General features: G+C 62.7%; 14 protein-coding genes. 5 read left to right on the top strand and 9 right to left on the bottom strand.

Going from position 1 to position 19,901, the window contains the following annotated elements:
- Positions 1 to 101: 101 nt before the first annotated feature.
- Positions 102 to 1,493 carry an N-acetylmuramoyl-L-alanine amidase gene (locus tag CAL29_RS23140; protein WP_143277730.1) on the bottom strand — a complete coding sequence of 464 codons (1,392 nt, stop codon included), beginning with the start codon at positions 1,491 to 1,493 and terminating at the stop codon, positions 102 to 104.
- Positions 1,439 to 1,960 (bottom strand): tRNA (adenosine(37)-N6)-threonylcarbamoyltransferase complex ATPase subunit type 1 TsaE, encoded by a 522-nt coding sequence (gene tsaE, locus CAL29_RS23135; protein WP_094855313.1) that lies wholly within the window; start codon positions 1,958 to 1,960, stop codon positions 1,439 to 1,441. The genes CAL29_RS23140 and tsaE overlap by 55 nt, the downstream gene beginning before the upstream one ends.
- A gap of 159 nt (positions 1,961 to 2,119) precedes the next feature.
- Between tsaE and fumC the strand changes: the two genes are divergently transcribed.
- From fumC to ybaK, 3 genes are all read left to right on the top strand, one after another.
- On the top strand, positions 2,120 to 3,511 hold the full coding sequence (gene fumC, locus CAL29_RS23130) for a class II fumarate hydratase (RefSeq protein WP_094855312.1): 1,392 nt from the start codon (positions 2,120 to 2,122) through the stop codon (positions 3,509 to 3,511).
- A 243-nt stretch (positions 3,512 to 3,754) separates the two neighbouring features.
- A complete protein-coding gene (locus tag CAL29_RS23125) occupies positions 3,755 to 4,732 on the top strand; it encodes a tripartite tricarboxylate transporter substrate binding protein BugE (RefSeq protein ID WP_094855311.1) in 978 nt (325 codons plus the stop codon).
- 102 nt (positions 4,733 to 4,834) lie between these two features.
- Complete coding sequence (ybaK, locus tag CAL29_RS23120) at positions 4,835 to 5,326, top strand: Cys-tRNA(Pro) deacylase (protein ID WP_094855310.1); 492 nt, start codon at positions 4,835 to 4,837, stop codon at positions 5,324 to 5,326.
- A gap of 57 nt (positions 5,327 to 5,383) precedes the next feature.
- Here the strand turns inward: ybaK and pbpG are convergent, their stop codons facing one another.
- Together pbpG and CAL29_RS23110 are read right to left on the bottom strand one after the other, a co-directional pair.
- Positions 5,384 to 6,580, bottom strand: coding sequence for a D-alanyl-D-alanine endopeptidase (gene pbpG, locus CAL29_RS23115; protein WP_256977684.1), 1,197 nt, complete (start codon positions 6,578 to 6,580; stop codon positions 5,384 to 5,386).
- 543 nt (positions 6,581 to 7,123) lie between these two features.
- Positions 7,124 to 8,095 carry a Bug family tripartite tricarboxylate transporter substrate binding protein gene (locus tag CAL29_RS23110; protein ID WP_094855309.1) on the bottom strand — a complete coding sequence of 324 codons (972 nt, stop codon included), beginning with the start codon at positions 8,093 to 8,095 and terminating at the stop codon, positions 7,124 to 7,126.
- 111 nt (positions 8,096 to 8,206) lie between these two features.
- On the opposite strand from CAL29_RS23110, the gene CAL29_RS23105 reads away from it, so the two are divergent.
- Positions 8,207 to 9,142, top strand: coding sequence for a LysR family transcriptional regulator (locus tag CAL29_RS23105; protein ID WP_094855308.1), 936 nt, complete (start codon positions 8,207 to 8,209; stop codon positions 9,140 to 9,142).
- Positions 9,143 to 9,356: 214 nt separating this feature from the next.
- The gene (locus CAL29_RS23100) at positions 9,357 to 9,689 is read left to right on the top strand and encodes an SMI1/KNR4 family protein (protein ID WP_094855307.1); all 333 of its coding nucleotides are present in this window, start codon (positions 9,357 to 9,359) and stop codon (positions 9,687 to 9,689) included.
- Between the two features lie 98 nt (positions 9,690 to 9,787).
- On the opposite strand, the gene CAL29_RS23095 is transcribed toward CAL29_RS23100, so the two are convergent.
- The 5 genes from CAL29_RS23095 to CAL29_RS23075 form a co-directional block, all read right to left on the bottom strand.
- Positions 9,788 to 10,228 carry a pentapeptide repeat-containing protein gene (locus CAL29_RS23095; protein ID WP_179284148.1) on the bottom strand — a complete coding sequence of 147 codons (441 nt, stop codon included), beginning with the start codon at positions 10,226 to 10,228 and terminating at the stop codon, positions 9,788 to 9,790.
- A 75-nt stretch (positions 10,229 to 10,303) separates the two neighbouring features.
- Positions 10,304 to 10,900 (bottom strand): recombinase family protein, encoded by a 597-nt coding sequence (locus tag CAL29_RS23090; protein WP_094855305.1) that lies wholly within the window; start codon positions 10,898 to 10,900, stop codon positions 10,304 to 10,306.
- A gap of 1,101 nt (positions 10,901 to 12,001) precedes the next feature.
- On the bottom strand, positions 12,002 to 12,667 hold the full coding sequence (locus CAL29_RS23085; RefSeq protein WP_094855304.1) for a BRO-N domain-containing protein: 666 nt from the start codon (positions 12,665 to 12,667) through the stop codon (positions 12,002 to 12,004).
- A gap of 1,765 nt (positions 12,668 to 14,432) precedes the next feature.
- Entirely contained in the window at positions 14,433 to 15,068 is a 636-nt protein-coding gene (locus CAL29_RS23080) for a pentapeptide repeat-containing protein (protein WP_094855303.1), read from the bottom strand.
- A gap of 194 nt (positions 15,069 to 15,262) precedes the next feature.
- Positions 15,263 to 19,558: a hypothetical protein gene (locus tag CAL29_RS23075; protein ID WP_256977683.1), complete on the bottom strand. Its 4,296-nt coding sequence runs from the start codon at positions 19,556 to 19,558 to the stop codon at positions 15,263 to 15,265.
- Positions 19,559 to 19,901: the final 343 nt, after the last annotated feature.

Here is a 19,901-nt window from a genome sequence, read left to right as displayed (position 1 = left end):
GCACGCCAGAGCGTGCCTATGTGTGCCTATGTGTGCCAAGGGTGCAATGAAGCGGCCGCGCACACCGCGGCGCGCGGAGCGCCGCGGCGCCTTTTGCCTGCCTAGGTGGCGTCGCCCACGCGGGCCAGCGGCGGATTCGTCGTCAGGTAGCGCTGGATGCCCGTGAACATGGCCATCGCCAGCTTGTCCTGGTGCTGCGGGGACTTCAGCAGGGACTCTTCGTTCGGATTGCTGATGAAGGCCGTTTCCACCAGGATGGACGGGATGTCCGGCGCTTTCAGGACCGCGAAGCCGGCCTGTTCCACGCTGTCCTTGTGGAGATGGTTGACCTTCTTGATTTCCTGCAGGAAGACCGAGCCGAGCTTGAGCGAATCGTTGATCTGCGCGGTGGTGGACAGGTCCAGCAGCACCTTGGCGACCTGCTCGTCATGCGATCCCAGGTTGACGCCGCCGATCAGGTCCGCGGAGTTTTCCTTATTCGCCATCCACCGCGCGGCCGCGCTGCTGGCGCCGCGCTGCGACAGCGCGAAGACCGACGAGCCGCTGGCGCTGGGCTTGATCCAGGCATCGGCGTGGATGGACACGAACAGGTCGGCGCGCACGCGCCGCGCCTTCTGCACGCGCACGTGCAGCGGCACGAAATAATCGTCGTCGCGCGTCAGGTAGGCGCGCATATTGGGCTGGGCGTCGATCAGCGCCTTCAGGCGATGCGCGATGCGCAGCACGACTTCTTTCTCGCGCAGGCCCGTGGAGCCGCTGGCGCCGGGGTCCTCGCCGCCATGGCCGGGGTCCAGCGCGATGGTCAGCATGCGCTTGCGGCCGGCCAGCTTGCCCGACGGCGTTTCCACGACGGGCGGCGGCAGGGGCTGCGACGGATTGGGCAGCGGCGCCGGCTTGGGGATGGACGCGGTCTGCGTATCCGGGCCGGGCGGGTTGCGGGAAATGTCGTTGAGGATGCGCGCCAGGGGATCGTCGACGTCCGGGCCGGCGGGCTGGTTCTTCAGGATGGCCAGCAGCGGATCCTGCGCCACCTTGGGATACAGGTCCAGCACCAGGCGGTACTGGTAGTCGGCGACCGGCTTCAGGGTGAAGACCTGCGGCGCCACCGCCTGCTTCAGGTCGAACACCAGGCGCAGCACGTTGGGGCGGTTCTGCGCGATGCGCAGCGAGCGGATGTACGGGTCGTCCTTGCGGATGCGGCCGGCCAGCTCGTTCAGCGCCTGGCTCATGGACAGGCCCTCGATGTCCACGACCAGGCGGTCCGGATTCTCCAGGGTGAACTGTTCGGCCTTGAGCTCGCTGTCCAGCTCCAGCGTGACCCGCGTGTATTCATCGGCCGGCCAGGTGCGCACGGCCAGCAAGGTGGCGGCGTGGGCCAGGCGGGGGATGACCGGAAGGACGATGAGGGTTGCCGCCGCGCCGATGAGGCGGCGACGAGTCATGGCGCCGCGGGAGACGGGGGCGCCGGGTTCGGGACGATCGCGTTCAGCCATAGTTGCCCTCTAGCGGTGTAAGCGGTCAACGTGGCATCGCGTCCCTGGCCTGCATATGCCAGGGAAATTTGCAGATCGGGAGGGGAGAGCAGGCCCTCCGCCTTTTCCGGCCATTCGATCAGAACGACCGCGTCGTCCCGCAACAAATCGCGAAAACCTGCGTCCAACCACTCGCGCGGATCGCTAAATCTATAGAAATCAAAGTGATAGAAGTATAAGTTAAAAACTTTATAGCTTTCAAGCAGTGCATAGCTGGGACTTTTGATCCGGCCCTGTATGCCGCATTCACGCAACAGGGCGCGGGTGAAGGCGGTTTTGCCGGCGCCCAGCTCGCCCGAAAGGTGGATGCGTCCCCCGGCCGGCACGCCCGCCGTCCGGCCGTCGACCAGGGGAGCGAGCCGGCGCGCCAGGTTTTCGGTGGCGTGCTCGTCGGGCAGGTGGACAGTCAGGCTTCGGGGGGCGGACATGGTGGCGGGCGAGTGGTAAAAACATGGGGATTATAGGTAGGGGCTGGATCGCGCCCGCCGTCCCGGCGCGCCCGTCCGCCCCTTGCCCGGTCGATTACCAACCCTGCCGCCGTGTGCCGACCCGGCATGCCCGCGGCACCAGAACGGAGCTGTACCGACATGAAAACGCGCACCGAAAAAGACACTTTCGGACCGATCGAGGTTCCCGCCGATCATCTGTGGGGGGCCCAGACTCAGCGCTCGCTGCAATTCTTCGCCATTTCGACCGAGAAGATGCCGGCTCCGCTGGTCAACGCGATGGCGCGCCTGAAGCGCGCCGCGGCCCAGGTGAATGCCGATCTGGGCGAGCTGGACGCCGATATCGCCAAGGGCATCGTGGCCGCCGCGGACGAAGTCATCGCCGGCAAGTGGCCCAACGAGTTTCCGCTGTCGGTCTGGCAGACCGGCTCGGGCACGCAGAGCAACATGAACATGAACGAGGTGCTGGCCAACCGCGCCTCGGAAATCCTCGGCGGCGAGCGGGGCGAGGGCCGCAAGGTGCACCCGAACGACCACGTCAATCGCGGCCAGTCGTCCAACGATACCTTCCCCACCGCCATGCACGTGGCGGCGGCCGTGGAAGTCGAGCAGCACCTGCTGCCGGCGCTGAAGGCGCTGCGCGCCACCCTGGCGGAAAAGAGCGCCAAGTTCTACGACATCGTCAAGATCGGCCGCACGCATTTGCAGGACGCCACGCCCTTGACCCTGGGCCAGGAGCTGTCCGGCCACGTGGCCCAGCTAGACCTGTCCGAACAGCAGATCCGCGCCACGCTGCCGGGCCTGCACCAGTTGGCCATCGGCGGCACCGCCGTGGGCACCGGCCTGAACGCCCATCCCGAATTCAGCACCAAGGTCTCGGCCCAGTTGGCGCACGACACCGGCGCGGCTTTCGTCTCCGCGCCCAACAAGTTCCAGGCGCTGGCGTCCCACGAGGCCTTGCTGTTCGCGCACGGCGCGCTCAAGACCCTGGCCGCGGGCCTGATCAAGCTGGCCAACGACGTGCGCTGGCTGTCCAGCGGCCCGCGTTCGGGGCTGGGCGAGATCAGCATTCCGGAAAACGAGCCGGGCAGCTCCATCATGCCGGGCAAGGTCAATCCGACGCAGTGCGAGGCCATCACCATGCTGGGCGCCCAGGTGCTGGGCAACGACGTCGCCATCAACATCGGCGGGGCCAGCGGCAATTTCGAACTGAACGTCTTCAAGCCCCTGGTGATCCACAACTTCCTGCAGTCGGTGCGCTTGCTGACCGACGGCATGCACAGCTTCAACGACCATTGCGCCAAGGGCATCGAGCCGAATCTCGATCGCATCGCCGAGCTGGTCAACCGTTCGCTGATGCTGGTGACGGCGTTGAACCCGCACATCGGCTACGACAAGGCTGCCCAGATCGCCAAGAAGGCGCACAAGGAAAACCTGTCGCTCAAGGAATCGGCGCTGGCGCTGGGACACCTGACCGAAGAGCAGTTCAATCAGTGGGTGGTGCCCGCCGACATGACGAACGCAAAACGCTAAGGGAAATCTTCGCGTGACGCGCGGCCCCTTCCTGACGAAGGGGCGGAAGCCGCCTTTCGAGGCGGCTTTTTCTTTGCCGGCGCCTGAACAGCGCGGGCTTTCCTTGATATCTGATGTAAAAAAATGCTGCTATTCTTCGTGTTTGTGAAGGATCGCGCCTGCCACAAGCAATTTTTATTACCGCATCCGGAAACAGATCAGCCCGCAAACGGGCGGGTTGGAGACTTAGGAGGATTTTCCATAATGATGAAGAAGCACACGTTGGCCGCGGCCATCGCACTGGGACTCTCTTTTGCCGCCACGGGCGCGCATGCCGCGGGCTATCCCGACCATGCCATCCGCCTGATCGTTCCTTTCGCGCCTGGCGGCTCGACGGACATCATCGCCCGTCTCGTCACGCAGCGCATGAGCCAGGAGCTCGGCCAGCCCATGGTGATCGAGAACAAGGGCGGCGCGGGCGGCGCTATCGGCGCGGCCGAAGGCGCCAGGGCCGCGCCGGACGGTTATGTGCTGTCGATCGCCACCGTGTCGACGATGGCCGTCAACCCGGCTTGCCGTCCCAACGATCTTCCCTACGACCCGATCAAGGATTTCCAGCCGGTCACGAACTTCGCCAACACCGCCAACGTGGTGTCGATCAATCCGAAATTTCCGGCCAAGGATTTCAAGGAATTCGTCGAGGTCCTGAAGCAGAATCCGGACAAGTACTCGTACGGCAGCTCGGGCACGTGCGGCGTGCTGCACCTGATGGGCGAATCGTTCAAGATGGCGACCGGCACGAAGATCGTGCACGTGCCCTACAAGGGTTCGGGCCCGGCGCTGGCCGATGCCGTCGGCGGCCAGGTCGAAATCCTGTTCGACAACCTGCCTTCGTCCATGCCCCAGATCCAGGCCGGCAAGCTGAAGGCCATGGCCGTGGCGTGGCCGACGCGCATCCCGAACATGAAGGACGTGCCGACGTTCGCGGAAGTGGGCTACCCGGTGCTCAACCAGCCGGTGTGGTACGGCTTGCTGGCGCCCAAGAATACCCCGATGGAGATCGTCAACAAGCTGCGCGACGCCGCCGTCATCGCGTTGAAGGATCCCAAGGTGATCAAGGCCCTGGACGAACAGGGTTCGTCGCCCTCGGGCAATACGCCGGAAGAATTCGCCAAGGAAATCCAGCAGCAGTACGACTGGGCGAAGGACGTCGTGAAGAAGCAGAACATAAAGCTAGAGTAGAGGTCCCCCCCCCAACCGCGCGGAGCGCGGCTCCTCTTGAACGCCCCGCCGGCGACGTCCGGCGGGGCGTTTTTGCGTCCGCTGTCATAGAATCGGCGAACCATGAGCAAAACACGCCACGTTTCCGAAACGCCCGCCACCCAGTTCCTCCGGCAACACAAGGTGGCCTTCACCGAACATCCCTATGACTACGTCGACCACGGCGGCGCGCGCGAATCGGCGCGGCAACTGGGGCTGGACTCGCACGTGGTGGTCAAGACCCTGATCATGGAGGACGAGGCCGCGCGGCCGCTGGTGGTGCTGATGCACGGCGACCGCGAGGTCTCCACCAAGAACCTGGCCCGCCAGACCGGCGCGAAGAAAATCGCCCCCTGTCATCCGGAAACGGCGCAGCGCCATTCGGGCTATCAGGTCGGCGGCACTTCGCCCTTCGGAACGCGCAAGCGCATGCCGGTCTGGGTCGAAGCGACCGTGCTGGACATTCCCGTGGTGTACATCAATGGCGGACGGCGCGGCTACCTGGTGGGCATCGCGCCGCGAGTGCTGGTGGATCTGCTCGGCGCGAAGCCGGTCAACGCGGCATTGGAAGATTGAGGCCGAAGACGCCGCTGCCCGCGGCGTCTTCGGCGGCCATTCCGGTGACGGTCCGGCCTACAGCATCGCCACTTCGTTCTGCACGAACTTGCGGATCCGCACCGCATCGGCCACGCGCGAATACTTGCCTTGCGAGTCGAGCAGCACGATGGCCAGGTCGCGGCCGTTGATGCGCGCCAGCATGACCAGGCATTCGCCGGCTTCGTTGATGTAGCCGGTCTTGGACACCTTGATGTCCCAGTCGGCGTTGCGCACCAGCGCATTGGTGTTGTGGAAGGTCTGCGTGCGGCCCTTGCGCATTTCCACGTCGTACTCGGTGTCCGTGGTGTAGCGGTGGATCAGCGGCCGCTGGGACGCGGCGCGCAGCAGGCGCACCAGGTCGCGCGGCGACGAGACGTTTTCGCTCGACAGGCCGGTGGGTTCCACGAAGTGCGTGTCCAGCATGCCCAGTTCGCGCGCCTTTTCATTCATGGCGCGGACGAAGGCCGGCATGCCGCCCGGATAGTAGCGGCCCAGCGCATGGGCCGCGCGGTTTTCCGAGGACATCAGGGCCACGTGCAGCATGTCGGCGCGGCTCAGGCGGGTGCCCACCGGCAGGCGCGACGCGGCATGGCGCAGGCGGTCGATATCGTCGTCGGAGACCTCCAGCATTTCATCCATGGGCTGGTTGGCGTCGACCACCACCAGCGCCGTCATCAGCTTGGATATCGACGCGATGGGACGCACCGTGTCTTCGTTCTTGGAGAACAGGACCGTCGAGGTCGCCAGGTCCTGCACGTAGGCCACGCTGGAACGCAGCGCGGCCGCCTGCGAGGACGGCGTGGACAGGCGCGCCACGGCCTGGCCGGCATCGGCCGTGGCGGTGGTGCGCACCGGCGTCAGGGTGCGGGTGGTGACCGTGGCGGGCTTGCCGGCCGCGGTCCTGATCACGGTTTCCTTGCGGCCGGCCACGGTCCTGGTCGTGGCGACGGTCTTCCTGGCCGATGCGGCCTTGGCGGTGTGTTTCGAGGTGCTCTTGGCCGCCGTCTTGGCGGGGGCTTGCTTCGCCGCGGTCTTGGCGGCGGGGGCTTTGGCGCCCGTCTTGGCCGGCGCCTTCTTCGCGGCCTTGGCCTGCTCGGCCTTGCAGGCCGCCGATTTGGCGTTCACCTTGCAGGGGTCGGCAGCGGCGTGCGTGAGAGGGGAATATAGGGTCGATAGCGCGAACAGCAGCGGCATCGCCGCTGCGTAGACCGATCGTTTCCAGGAGTGCGCCATAAGTAAAACGTGACTTGTCAGGTTGTGAAGAGATATTTCGGTACTGACCGCGGCGAAAAATTGATTTGAATTATAGGGTTAGGCGAACAATTTAAACAATCTTTTGAGGGGTGAGTATATAAAAACGTAATCCTGGCGTCCCGAAGGAAATGCACCAGCGGGGGTAATCCCTGAGATATCAATAAGGGACGGAACAAGAAAGCCTGGCCCGGGCCGGACAACCGCCGGGCAGGCGGCATGCAAGCGCGATGAGGATGGCGATATTCGTCCGTGAAAGGACGCTTTGGTTCAATCGGGGTTGTAACGCCGGCGCGGCGCGGGCGCCAGCGGCCGGAGGGACGCTTTCGAGCGCCTTGGTCCGGTGCGCTATGCCCGGCGCCATGGCGAGCGTGTCATGTCCGGCGCGTCATGCGTCATGGTCCGGAACGTTGCCATCCGGTACGCCATCGTCCGGTACGCGCCTATCGTTCGGCGCGTCGTTCGGGCGGCCGGGCCTTGCCGGACGGGCGTCCGGTCATTCCCGGCTCGCCGCCGGCAGGGCGCTCAACTCATGCGCATGCCCGTGGCGGCGGCCACGGCCTGCCACCGCTTCATCTCCGCATTGATGAACGCCGTGAATTCCTCGCGGTTGCTGCCGACGGGATCCAATCCTTCCGTCTTCAATCGCTGTTCGATCTTCGGATCCTTCACGCTGGCGCTGGCGGCCTTCTCCAGCGCGTTCGCCAGGTCCTCGGCTATGCCGCCGGGCGCGAACAAGCCGTACCAGGTGCGATAGTTGAAACCCGGCAGCACCTGGGAGATGGGTTGGACGTCGGGATAGGCCGCCAGCGGCTCGGGCGTGCTGACGCCCAGCGGCTTGAGCTTGCCGCTGCGCAACAGCGGCTGGACGGTCGCCATGTCCGACATCAGCAGATGGACCTGGCGGCCGAGGATGTCCTGCACCGCCGGCGCCGCGCCCTTGTAGGGCACGCTGACGATATCCAGCTTGGCCTGCACCTTGAACATCTCGCCGGCCATCTGGCTGGCGCTGCCCAGCCCGGCGCCGGCGATGCTCAACGTCTTGGGATGCTTGCGAGCGTAGTCCAGCAGCTCGGCCGTGTTCTTCACCGGCAGGTCGGGATGGCAGACCAGGATGAGCGGCGACGTGGCGGCCAGGCTGATGGGCGTGAAGCTGTGCAAGGGGTCGTAGGGCAGGTCGTCCTGGATGCTGGGATTGATGGCGAAGCTGGTGTACGCCACCAGCAGCGTGCTGGCGTCGCCGCGCGCCTGGGCGACCGCGTTGGCGGCGATGTTCCCGCCGGCGCCGGGCTTGTTCTCCACCACGATGTTGCGCTTGAGTTCGGCGGTCATGCCCATGGCCAGCGCCCGGGCCACGAAGTCGGTGCCGCCGCCGGGCGGCGCGCCGACTTCCAGGCGCAGGGTGGATGCCAGGTCCGCCGCGCGGGCCAGGCCCGGCAGCGATGTACAGGCCCAGGCCGCGGGCAGGGTGGCGGACAGGAATCCTCGGCGGTTCATTCGTTGTCTCCTGGAATGATGGGGTTTTTTCTTCTTTCCTCCTGGGCAGTCTAGGTTTTGTCGACTAGCATAAAAAGTGACTTAATTTGCTTATAAAGATCAAATTTCCTGATGAAACTGGAAGCCTTTCAGACCCTGGCCGCCGTCGTCGCCGAAGGCAGTTTCGCCGCGGCGGCCCATATCCGGCATATGACGCCCAGCGCCGTGAGCATGCAGATGAAGCAGCTCGAACAGTATGTGGGAAAGCCGCTGTTCGACCGCTCCGGCCAGCACGTGCGGCCGCGGGCGGCGGCGCTCGAACTGGTGGGCACCATGCAGCCCGCGCTGAGCATGCTGGAAACCTTGCGCCGGCGCCCCGGCATCGTGGTCGAGGGGCATTTGCGGGTGGGCATCATCGAGGCCCTGCAGCCCATACTGCTGCCGGCCGCCATGCTCTATCTGCGTGAATATCACCCGCGCCTGACGATCGCGCCGCAGCGCGGCACCAGCATGTCGCTGACCGACGAGGTCAAGGCGGGCGGCCTGGACGCCGCCATCGTGGCGCGGCCCCAGCGCGGCCTGCGGACCGGGCTGCATTGGTCGCCGCTGGCGTCGCAGGCCCTGGTCTTCGTCGCGCCGCCCACCAATCGGGACGGCGCGCGCGATACCGCCGCTCGGCCGCTGACGTCCGCCGAACTCAGGAGCCGCATGCGCGCCATGGACTGGATCCGCTACGACAGGGCCACCACCACCGGCGCCATGGCAACCCGCTATGTGCAGCAACTCGCGCCCGGCAAGCGCAGCCTGGTCGAACTCGGCAGCGCCGCCGCCATCGTCGCCATGGTCAGCGCCGGATTGGGTTTTTCGGTGCTGCAACTGATCGATCGCGGCTGGACCGGCATCTATCCCGTCGATGTGCGGCCCCTGCCGAAAGGCGGCCCCGTCTTCGAACTCGGCGTCGTCACCCGCCAGGTCGAATCCGACGACCGTCCGCAGCAGGCTTGGCGGGAAGCGGTGCGGCATGCATGGTCGACGGCGCAGGGCAGGGGCGGGCCGGGCCATGGATAAGGCTCGCCGGTTTGCCACGGAATGGGGGGAATACAGGGATAGGGGACTTGGCCTCGCCGGGTGGAATCGAACCAGCCGCTTTCCCTCTGTGCAGAGGGGCGTGTCACGGGCGATTTATGCCACGAAGTGACACAGTCGGGAGGGTATCATGCGCGAGCGCTCGCGATAACCTCGCAGTGGCGCCCAGACCACCACGTCCTGCCACGGAGACCATATGCGCCCGCCGATACCGCCTGAGTATGAGGAGTACATCGCCAAGCACGGTTTAGGGGAGTTGGACTGCTGGATACCTTCGCAGGACAGTTGCTTAGCCATTGTTTTCTGGTCGATGGCAGAAATCGTGGAGTCCAACGACGGAATGCAAATCGACACGTTCGCGCCAGGCTACGTTGCCTTCGCGGGTGACGGCGGAGATGAGCTGTATGTTTTCGATGAGAGTGGAGCCGTGTTTCTCATGCCTATGATCGGTATGGATGCCGATAGCGCGGAACCCATCGCAGGAAGCTTTACCGAGCTGAAGACTCATTTTCGAGAGATATCCGCCTAGAGGCCACCCTTTGAGCTGAAGCCCATTAGGGGGATTCCGGCGACGCACCTTTAGTCCTTTTAGGCGCGTCGCCAATCCATCGTAGGACGGTACTTGCTCTATTGGACCTGGCTGGCGTGCTCGCTTACGCCGTCAATATTGCAGCGAACGAATTCAGCGACTGTTTCTGCGTCATCAGGGAGATTCGCTGCGGTGAGGTCGCAATCCTCAAAATGAGCTCCGTGCATGTCCGAAGCGGTCAGTGTGACGCCCCGGAGGTCGCAGTGTTTGAAAGTTGCCTTCCGTAGACGTGCTCCTGCAAGGTTGGCACCCACCAGGGACGCGCCCTGGAGCCGTATGCCGTCCAGCTCCAAGCTGGCAAGGTCTTGGTCATGCAAGTCCAGGCCGACCAGCTTTGTACCTTTCGCGGCAAGAATTTCTAGCCCGCATCCAATCGCATCCGCTTCATAGAAAATTCCCGTAGGAAAAGCTACGCGCGGGCGCCGGACGCCTGCGATAGTCGGGATGGAAACGGACTTGATCACAGTGTCTTCACGCATGGGTGTCACCATCTTTGAAGTGTCGGCCTCATGCCCGGCCGACGTGGGCAAAAAAACAGATGCGAGCAAATGTGCTCACTCTTTAATGTCCGTGCTGCACGCCCGCTTCACTGTGGCGATGCTTGCCCCGAAATGCTGCGCCGTGGCAGCCAGGGAAGCCCCCTGCTCTTTACGCCAGGCGGCAATCGCCGGAAGGTCATGGGTAGCTGGGCGACCACCTAGGCTGGCCTTGCCATGATGCGTCTTACCGGTGCGGTCGAAGGATTCTTTAGCTATGCGTTTGCCGTCGCTGGTACGTTCGTTGATCCGTGCGCGTTCCATGTCTGCGACCTGGGCCAGCAACGCGACCACGAGCGCCCCAGTAGGCCCTGGGGCTATCTCGCCTATGCCGTGAACGTACAGCCGAACGCCACGCTCTAGCAGGTCCCTCACGGTTGTCTGTACGTCGATTGAATCCCTGCCGAGTCGGTCCAGTGCATAGACGTGCAGTAGGTCTCCTTCGCGGATATATGCAAGCATTGCCGCCGCCTGTGGGCGCTCCCGCATTAGGGTCTTGCCGCTGATCCCTATGTCGATGAACTCTTTCATGTCGGAGACGCCTCTGAAGGCGCTCCGCTGTGAATCAATTGCTTGTCCTTGAGTGCTTACGCGGTAGTAGGCGAGATTGCTCATGTCCCTGTCTCGGTTGGCTCATAACACAGGGCTCAATACTATATGGCTCAAAACATAGAGTCAAGCATGTTCTGAGCCTAGTGAATAAGTTAGCCGAGATGGGAGTCCACTACTTACAAGTTATGAGCCAGAGGCAAAGTAGTCCCGCTGTGCTTTCAACCACGCTGCGGCTAACACATCGACGCGGAGGGAGGTCCTGGTGTTCTGAGATGTCATCACCTGGCTTAGACCGAGTGGTGTGGGTGGGCAGGTGGCGGCATCTCTTACGAAGTCTCAAAGACTCTCTAAGCTATCTCTTAGATAACCTATAGATAACCCTGGGACTCTACCTTCCAGGCAATCATTCAGGACACGCTTGGGCCTCCAACTGCGCGGCTAGAGCAGCAATTTGCTCCGCCTGGCCCGCTGCGAGGCGTAGCGCTTCCGCAAGGTTTCGCGCCAGCGCTGGGCTGCCTCTTTTTGCTTTCAGCTCCATCCAACGTGCAATGGTCTTCGCCCGCATCAACGTGCTGTAACCGGAGGCAAGGATTAGCGTCTCGCGCTTGGGGAGGGCGCATTGGGGCAGCTAGGGGCCTGGATCCCTCAAAGATGGGAGTTGTGCCGCCCGTCAGTCCTGGCGCCCTCTAGGGCCCTTTGCGGGGCTTGCAGGGGCATTTGGGGAGTCGCATGAGCTACGCGATGGTGTCACGGCTATGGAGCGACTAAGCCAGCACCGAAGCAACACGACCAGCTACCCCGTCCCCGCACCCCCTGGGAGCCTCGGTTTCCAGCCTGGCGCCGCCGGCCGCCCCATGGGGGGAATCCGCCTCGCGCGGGCCGGAACACCTATGCACGCATTTTCGGGAGAAAAATGAGCCCGGGGTAGCATAGGCGTCCCAGTGACTCCCTGAGCGCTCCATGACCACCTGGCTCGTCATCGGCATCCTTATCGGACTGGCCCTGGCGGTGCCGGCATTCGTCATCGTGATCCGAGGCCGCCAGAAGCCCCGCAAAGGGCCATAGGCGGCCCCAGGACGCGTGGGCCATACGCTCGGCTACACCGTGGGTCCCGTGGGCTCCTAGGCCGTTTGCGCGGTCCATTGGGATACCCCTGAGGGAAAGCTAGTCCCTTAGGGCTCGATGGTGGCTGACCTTTCGCGGCACGAGGGGCTTCGTCGTTAGGCTCCGCTCAAACTGCAGCCTGATGCTTTCGCGTTCACGCTCAATGCGCCGACGTGCATCCTCATCACCAAAGTAATCAGCCATGACTGCGTCGATGGTGCCATTGCGTAATCGCTCGACCACGGTAGAAGGAAGCGCGTTCTTGTCGGCTTCCTCGGCAACGACCGAGGCAATACGCTCACGGCTTCTTTCCGTCTGCCGATAGAAGTCGTGGCGCGTCCTATGTTCCACCGTGCGGTCCACTTTCTCTAGCGTATGCCGCACGACCGCCAGAGCCGCAGCATTGACGGGTCCGTATGCACCCGTTTGGCGAATGCTCGGCAGAACTTCATCGGTGATCCAGTCTTGAAAAGACGCGGCCTCGGGTCTGTTCGATCTCATAATCAGGCGGTACAGACCCGATTCCGATAGAAACCACGGAGCGCGGCCAGGCAAATCTAGGCTTTGCCGATATTTATGTTGGCTCGGGATTGCAGTAACGGCGCTAGCGGTGTTTGCAATTGCCAGGACGGCGCATACATCCGAAGCGTGAAACCATGGTTTCCCGTCGATCTCAACAACACGAACACGCTGAGCCCGAAAGTTGAACTGCTGGAGGTGGTTCATTTTTTTTTTGCTCTTACTGTTTTGTTATACGCGGGCGCTGGAGTCATGGGGCAGGCACGGCGTGCCTTTTGCCCTGAACCTCTTAAGCCAATATTCGCCGTCTTGGTCAGTAAGGTCGCCAATGGACTCCCGGAGCGACGTATAGCCGCTCATAACTCCACGTCCCGGTCGGTGGACCCGTATTGCGTGAGGCATGAGGATTCCATTGGTTGGCACTTCAATCCTGTCTCCATCTCGGGCGGCTACTACTAACGCGGGGATGCTGAGGGTATAGGCAGGGTCATCCCAGTCGAGGGCGCGGATATCCCCGTTGTCCTCTTGCCACCACCGACTACTCATTGCCCCGTGTTGATAGGTCAGGCGGCGGTAGTCTGCCAAGCGTAGATAAACATGGGGGTGGTTGAGGACTAACTTCAAGTCGTGAGGCACGAGGGGGACCCGTACTACCCCGAATCGTTTGCTACGCTGAACCTGGAGCGGATCGCGCGTGGGACTGCGAAATATCCGTGAAAACGCAGAGGTATTTAGAGGTGCCTGTGCCGGCTTCTGGCTGGACATGATATCTAGGCCCCCAATGCGGTGGGGACGGCAGTCGCCCGAGTACGCGCAGTGCGTTTGCGCTCGGAACGCAGGCGGTTATCGCAGGACCGGCAACGGACGTTGAGTCTGTCTTTGCGACTGTTGTCGCGGCCAAATTGGAAAATGGGCCTACGCAATAGGCAAGCGTGGCAATGCTTTGTGTTGTCAGTCTGCATAAGGGGTGTAATGAGGTGCGTGAAAAAGCCCGCATGGGCGGGCTCCTTGTTTTCTTCAGTGTGTGGGCGTGACTACAGGGATGTCGATTCATACCCAATGACTTGCCCACCAGAGCACATGATGGGGCGATCTATCGCACCGCGACTCATTTCTGAATCGTATGTGGACTTGGCGGTGAGCGCGGCAGATAGCACGAGGCTACGCGCGATGATGGCGTTAACCTTTCTGTTGCCCAGGGCGGACAACGCAATTGCGTCTTTAACTAGTTGAGGATACATAGGCGTGCGGCTTAGTGATGAGCGGGGCGATATTGGGGCGTTGTCAGAGTGAGCCCGGGTAGTACGTGATAGGCCCGAAGGGATCAGGGGATGTGTCCCATGCTTGCTTGGCCTGGTCCGGAGTAAGCGGCCTATAACCCCGATTGCGCATGCCACCTGGAATCGGCTCGCCGGTCCAGCCGTTGCACTCGGCATAGGTGCCGTCGGGTTGCTTGAGAAATACAGAATCTTTCATCGAATGCTCTCTATAGGGTGACCGAAGCTCGGCCGACCATCATTGCGGCCTCGCGGGTTGTAGTCCCGTTCAAAGGTGCGGAAGGGGTTGTCTCGGGGTGGTGCCGTATACGGTTGGATGGCATCAGGATGATCCGCCGTCATGTCGTTGCGGGACAGAATTCCACTAGCGCTTCGCTCCAACTCAGTTGAGACAACGTCTAGCGCACGCAGCGCGGCTTGATACGCGCCACGGTGGTCACTGCACAAACGAACGGCGGCCCAGCGCAAGGTGTCTGCGCGGGTCCCATAGGCGTGTGGGGCCATATCGTCAGCAAGCGACGCCAATGCCGCTGCCCGGTCCGCCTCCAAACTTTGGCGGTCGTCGATAATGGCATCGAGCCTTCGTACGAAAGCGAGGGTTACTTCAGCTTGGCGCTGTTCTTCGGTCAACTTGCGGGTCTTTACGGGCGGCGCGTTGTCCGAGTTACTCGCGCCCGATTTTGCCTTTGTGACCATTATGCGCGGGCCTCCTTTGCCGCTTCGGTGAGTCCGTGTTGTTCTAGGATCGCGGCGGGAGGTTCGCCGTAAAAAAGCGCGGCTTGAATAACCTCCGCTGGTTCGCAACATTCGAGCAATGCTGAAAGGTCAGCGGCCATGGTCGATAGATGAGCGAGTAACAGTTGGGCATTCTTAAAAGAAGCGCCTTCCGCGCGGGCATGTGAAAAGTGCGTTAGTCGCAGATCGGCATCATCAAAGCGGGCCTGCCGAATGCGCGAGCCAGTCCAGAATGAGCCTTTTCCCCGAAGTCCCCTCGCCAACAAGCCGGCAGCTTTGGCGCAACCGAACGATGAGTTTTCGACTATCGCGCCGGATATGTCAGCGCCGGATAAGTCTGCATAGTCGAACGTACATCCTTTGGCTACCAATCCGACCAGGTTGCAGTTGCGAAAGGTGGCACCCTCAGCATTGCAACCATCCGGTAGATGCAGTTGCGTTAGGTTCATATGATCGAAGACCATATAGGAAATTGAGTTGGTCTCGTTTGCATATCGCTCAATGCCAGCGCGAATGCCTTGAGGGGTGGCGTCTGCGCAGGGAATTTCTGTTGTAGTTTTCCAGGTTAACTGGGATCCAATTTTGAACATGTGCATGGTGAATAGCTTCGTGGTTAGTGTGCCCTTGCGAATGGGCGGGATGCGGACGTATGCGCCGCGTTTATGCGCATGCTATTGGCCTCCACGTGGCGGCAAAACAAACGCCCCCAGCCTTGCGACCGGGGGCGAAAACCACACACACGGAAGGACACGCTATGCAGCACGATTTGAAGCGTGAAATGCGAAGCGGATTAGTGCGGAAGGGTTGATACGATGCGGCCGAGGATGGAGAACTGCTGGTTCAGCGGCAGAAGCCGCAGAGCCTTCTCGCCGGCCTTGTTGAGGTCGCCGTTTACTGCGTTGGCGCCGATCTGCTGAAGTGATTCCATGGAACCCCACCAGGGCCCCATGAGGTTTGCCAGCCAGGAGTTCTGAGAGAACTTGGAGGCGCCCCCACCCAGCGTGAAGCCGAACTGCTGCTTCAGCACGGGGTCCGTGAGCTTCACTCCGGCGTCCACGTAGGAGCCGGCCCAGCCCAGGATGCCGGAGCGCTGGATGACGTTGTAGGCGAACTCGGGCGGGTTGCTTAGCTGCTTATTGATGTCCTCGCCTTTGCGGAAGGTAGCTATGACATTCATGAGAACGCCAGCGGCCATCGAGGTCCCCAGCGCACTCGCAAAGCGCATGTGGTCCCCCGTGACTGCCCCGTGCTGGAAACCAGCTCGAAGGAAGTTGTTGGTGAACTGGAACGCTTGCGACTGGAACTGAAGGAACAGCTTGCCGTACCACTTGTCCATGAGCAGCGGCTGGTTGCCGAAGCCGGAGGTGTAGGACGCCCGCTTCTGCGCCTTTACCAGGGCAGACTCCAGGACGTACTTCATCTCTTCGCCATCGGGCTCTCCGAGCCACTTGGACATCCCTGGGCTGAAGAGACCCTGGCGCTGCTCGGAGCCGTACTTGGTGAACAAGGCGTTCAGGCGTTTGGCCTCGGCCTCCCCGATGCCCAGTGAGGCGAGCTGAGCCCGCTTGCTGAGATCCAGGGCGCCGTAGCGTCCCACCCAATCGCGGACATTCGCCAGCTGCACCAGGCCGGCCGTGCGGCGGATGTTGTCGCTCCAGGCCTTCAGGCCCGATAGCTTGTTGCCTGCGTCGGCCGTGAGGTCGAAGAGTTTCTCTGCGCCGCTGGAGATTTCACGAGTCATCCCCGTTCCGAAGCCAACGTGGTCTCGGACCGCGCCACGACCCAGAGCCTTATCGCTCATATTCATGTGCAGCCCGGTCTCGAAGGAGCCCATGATCCGCGCCAGCTCCTTCATGTCAGCGTCGCCAGCGGCGGCCTTCCGAAGGATGTACTGATAATCCCGGGCCCCACGGAAAGCGAGAACCTTCAGTGGGGACCGCGGCGCCGCGAAGGCGGCCTGAGCAATATCAGCGACCGACGAGAAAATGAAACCTCCCATGTACCGTACTATGCCGAGCTTCTTAAGCATGTCAGCAGTCCAGACTAGGCCGTTGCGATCCTTGGGGTAATAGCGGCCCAGGATGCGGTCTCCCGCAGCTCGTAGATCCTCAGTGGCGTTCTTCTTCTCTGCGACCAGCTGCTCCTTCTTCTTCGGGTTCTGCTCGGAGCCGATCATGCGGTCATAGTCATCCATGACCTCGCGGATCACGTCGTCCATCTTCCGGCCATCCATGGCACGGTGCATAGCAATGTGACCCCCGAGATCCTGGTGGTAGCTCATGAACGCGTCATCAGCGTTGGACTTCAGGAAGCCCGACTCGCGCAGCTGGCGATACTCGTCGCTGTCGAATTGGAACTGACGTTCCTTCAGGCGTCCCGAGGTCGGCGCCTCGTCCAGCAGCAGGCCTCGCGGCGCACGCTCGTTGCCACGCAGATTGTTCACCAGCTGGTCGACGTACTTCACCAGAGGTGAGGTGTCGGCGGTGTACTTGCGGGCGCGGAACGCGGTCTTGCGCAGGTTAGAGGCGGCACGGTCAGACTCCTTGGCCGCCTTGCGGGCGTCCTGGCCCAGCTGCCGGCGGAGCGCGAACGCAGCCTTACGGGCAGCGGTGGCATCCTCCAGCGTTTGCTTCAGAACTGCCAGGCGATCCGCCATACCAGCGTGTGCAGCCTTGAGGCCAGGATCCAGCAGCGCCTCGGCTTCGTTCGACTTCATGGTGTCGATGTCCTTGGCGATTGCGTCCAGCCAGCGGCGGCTGTCGCGTTGGGACTTGGCGAGCTGGTCCAGCTCTGCGTTTGCGACAGCAAGCTCAGCCTGGGCGGCTTTGTGCTTGTCCAGCGCGGCGCGAAGCTGCTGATTGATCTCCTTGGACTCACGGCGCAGGGCGCGGCGTTCCTTGGTGTCCTCGGTAAGGGGGCGGCGGGCCTCGACGTTCTCGGCCTTACGGCCTTTGAGCGAGTCGACCAGCTGCTCCGCCTCGGACACGTCGGCCTTAGCTTCGGGGATCCGGGGACCTGCACGATCAATCGCCAGGCCATTCGCCTTGAGTTCGTCGGCCAGGTCCTGCGCCAGGTCCTCGGGGTCGAGGTGACGCGTGCGCTCCACGGCGGCCTGCAGCTTCTCAGCGGCCTTCTCGGCGCGGAGCTGGGCGGACGCCACAGACTGGGCGGCCATGTAGCGCTCAGCGTGCCGGCCGGCTTCCTTCATCTCGGAGAGCTTGGAGTTCCGGTGTTCGGTCTCCGCCTTCCCGAGTTGCTTCAGGACGTCGGAGGCATCCTCTTGAGCCCGGAGCTGCCGCTGTTCGGCCTGGGCCAGCTGGGCGTCGAGCATGTCATTGTGGAATGCCTGTTCCTCGCCGCGCCAGGAGCGCAGGATGTCGTTCATCAAGGTGCTATCACCTGACTTCACGATGTCGTCCCAGGAGGCGTACTTCGACTCGACGGGGGCCACGCCGGCCGCAGAGGGCTGAGCGGGCTTGTTGGGGGCGCGGATCCAGCCTTCGTCCCGCAGCCAGTCATCCAGAGGCTTGGTGCCCAAGTGCTGCTGCATGAACGCCCGGTACTGCTCAGCGTTCCGGTCGATGGCTTCGCGGTCCCAGAGTTGGGGCATACCGTAGCGACCCTCGCCCGTGAGCTTGGGGTCAGCCAGGCCAATACGGACAGCCTCGTCCCACACGTCCTCATAGGCTTTGTGGTAGACCGCCTCGGCCTGATACACGCGCTGGTGGACGGCTTTCGCCGCCTCCGGCGTAAGTCCTGCGTCCGTCAGGTGCTTCATGACGTCCGCGCTGATGTCGGCACTCTTGGCTCCGGCATTGCTGCCGTGCTGGATCAGTGTGATCGCCTCGTTGAAGACATTCTGGGGGACGACATTTACATCTTTGCCTCCCAACGTCATCGTGTTCACGATGCCGCGAATGTCTGTGCCCCGAGCCGACTGTCCGAGATCCATGTTCGCCTGACGATAGATAGACGCAACCTCGTCCCTCACGGCAGAAGCCCGCTGGTCAAAGATGGTCTTAATCGTCTCGGCTTCCACGGGTCGAGCCGTGCCTTCAGCCATTGCCTTGGTCAGGACCCCGCCCATGTCATACATGGACAGCAGCCCTTCGCGTGCGGCGGCCGACTTGTAGTTCGTCAGGCGCCCCAGCGGGGTAAATCGTGATGCCAGGAGCCAGTCGACGGCCTTCGCCACTTTGCCCTGGCCCACGGCAATCTCATTGCCTTCGTTGCCGCGCGTAGCTCGCATGGCACCGATGGAGTCGCCTTCCTCGGGCACCTGGCCGACATAGTGCTCCTGCACTTGCACCTTGTCGAAGTTGTCGGGGTGCAGGGGATTGTCGGGGTGGCCGGGGTTGAGCGGGTTGTTTGGACGAGCGTGTGAGAAGATCGGACCCAGAGCAGCACCAAACGCCATCGCGGTCCCGATGTTCATGAATGACTCTTCAGCGGACCGCGTGTCGTCCATGGTGCGCAGGCCGGCTTCCTGGATCCCGGCGTCGATGCCGAACATCCCGGATCCAAGGGCGGCGCGGCCCAGGAGCGAGCTTGCGCGGGCGCCGGAGGTCGCCAGGCCACCCACGGAAACCAGGGAGGTCAGGTCGAGCATCGAGCCGACCAGGGACAGTCCGGTGCCCCAGCCATCGCCATTGGCAATGGTCTCGCGGTCCCGCATGTTCTGTCGCTGAGCGGCCACGTAGGAGTCGAATGCTTCCTTGGACGAGACGTGATCGAACAGGCCCGAGCCGTTAGCTACCAGCGGCATGATGTCCGGGTAGTTCTTCTCGTGCTCTTTGAGGTACGCGTAGGGATTGAATGAGGGGTCGGCCTGGGCATCGCGGTCAGCGTGTTGCAGCTGGTTCCACGCCTGGCCTACAAGAGTGTTCTGACGCCATGAGGCAGCGAGCACGTCCGACGCGTCGGAGCGATTCAGGTGTGCGAACTCCAGGTCCTTCTGGATGACTCCAGGCGCCAGGGGAGCAGCAGCCGGCATATCTTGGCCGGGAATCGAATCGGTAATGACGGGGATGGTGTCACTTTCGGGGTGACTGGGCTGTGGCGTGTCGCCGGAGGGGAAGCTTTCCATATGTGGACACTTTCCTGGAAGGTGGGTGTAGGGGGATGCCGCCGCAGCGGCCTGGGGTCCTCACCCTCCAGGCAATCATTGCCGGGCATCGCCTCACCCTCCGTCAAATCATCCGCCCCTCGCAGCGCTACCCTCGTCATCCTCTGCGGATTTAATTCAGCAGACGGGCGGCCTGCTCAATGCTGTGGCTCGTGCGAACCACTCTTTAAGAATCTTAGAGATAATCCTGACCCTCACCGTCCAGGCAATCAATCCAGCCTGCTGCCTCGAATTCACCCAAGGCAATACTGGCGAGCGGTGGCGAGCACATTAAGCTGCCAGGTCGGCTGCGAAACACGGGGCC

The organism is Bordetella genomosp. 10, from assembly GCF_002261225.1.
Classification (GTDB): Bacteria; Pseudomonadota; Gammaproteobacteria; order Burkholderiales; family Burkholderiaceae_B; genus Bordetella_C.
Note: the sequence above shows the minus strand (reverse complement) of the source record. Positions and strands in the feature narration are given on the sequence as shown.

Excerpts from the sequence above, each read along its gene's own strand:
- CAL29_RS23140 (WP_143277730.1), bottom strand. The coding sequence starts at position 1,493 with ATGGCTGAACGCGATCGTCCCGAACCCGGCGCCCCCGTCTCCCGCGGC.
- tsaE (WP_094855313.1), bottom strand. The coding sequence starts at position 1,960 with ATGTCCGCCCCCCGAAGCCTGACTGTCCACCTGCCCGACGAGCACGCC.
- fumC (WP_094855312.1), top strand. The coding sequence starts at position 2,120 with ATGAAAACGCGCACCGAAAAAGACACTTTCGGACCGATCGAGGTTCCC.
- CAL29_RS23125 (WP_094855311.1), top strand. The coding sequence starts at position 3,755 with ATGATGAAGAAGCACACGTTGGCCGCGGCCATCGCACTGGGACTCTCT.
- ybaK (WP_094855310.1), top strand. The coding sequence starts at position 4,835 with ATGAGCAAAACACGCCACGTTTCCGAAACGCCCGCCACCCAGTTCCTC.
- pbpG (WP_256977684.1), bottom strand. The coding sequence starts at position 6,580 with ATGGCGCACTCCTGGAAACGATCGGTCTACGCAGCGGCGATGCCGCTG.
- CAL29_RS23110 (WP_094855309.1), bottom strand. The coding sequence starts at position 8,095 with ATGAACCGCCGAGGATTCCTGTCCGCCACCCTGCCCGCGGCCTGGGCC.
- CAL29_RS23105 (WP_094855308.1), top strand. The coding sequence starts at position 8,207 with ATGAAACTGGAAGCCTTTCAGACCCTGGCCGCCGTCGTCGCCGAAGGC.
- CAL29_RS23100 (WP_094855307.1), top strand. The coding sequence starts at position 9,357 with ATGCGCCCGCCGATACCGCCTGAGTATGAGGAGTACATCGCCAAGCAC.
- CAL29_RS23095 (WP_179284148.1), bottom strand. The coding sequence starts at position 10,228 with ATGCGTGAAGACACTGTGATCAAGTCCGTTTCCATCCCGACTATCGCA.
- CAL29_RS23090 (WP_094855305.1), bottom strand. The coding sequence starts at position 10,900 with ATGAGCAATCTCGCCTACTACCGCGTAAGCACTCAAGGACAAGCAATT.
- CAL29_RS23085 (WP_094855304.1), bottom strand. The coding sequence starts at position 12,667 with ATGAACCACCTCCAGCAGTTCAACTTTCGGGCTCAGCGTGTTCGTGTT.
- CAL29_RS23080 (WP_094855303.1), bottom strand. The coding sequence starts at position 15,068 with ATGCACATGTTCAAAATTGGATCCCAGTTAACCTGGAAAACTACAACA.
- CAL29_RS23075 (WP_256977683.1), bottom strand. The coding sequence starts at position 19,558 with ATGGAAAGCTTCCCCTCCGGCGACACGCCACAGCCCAGTCACCCCGAA.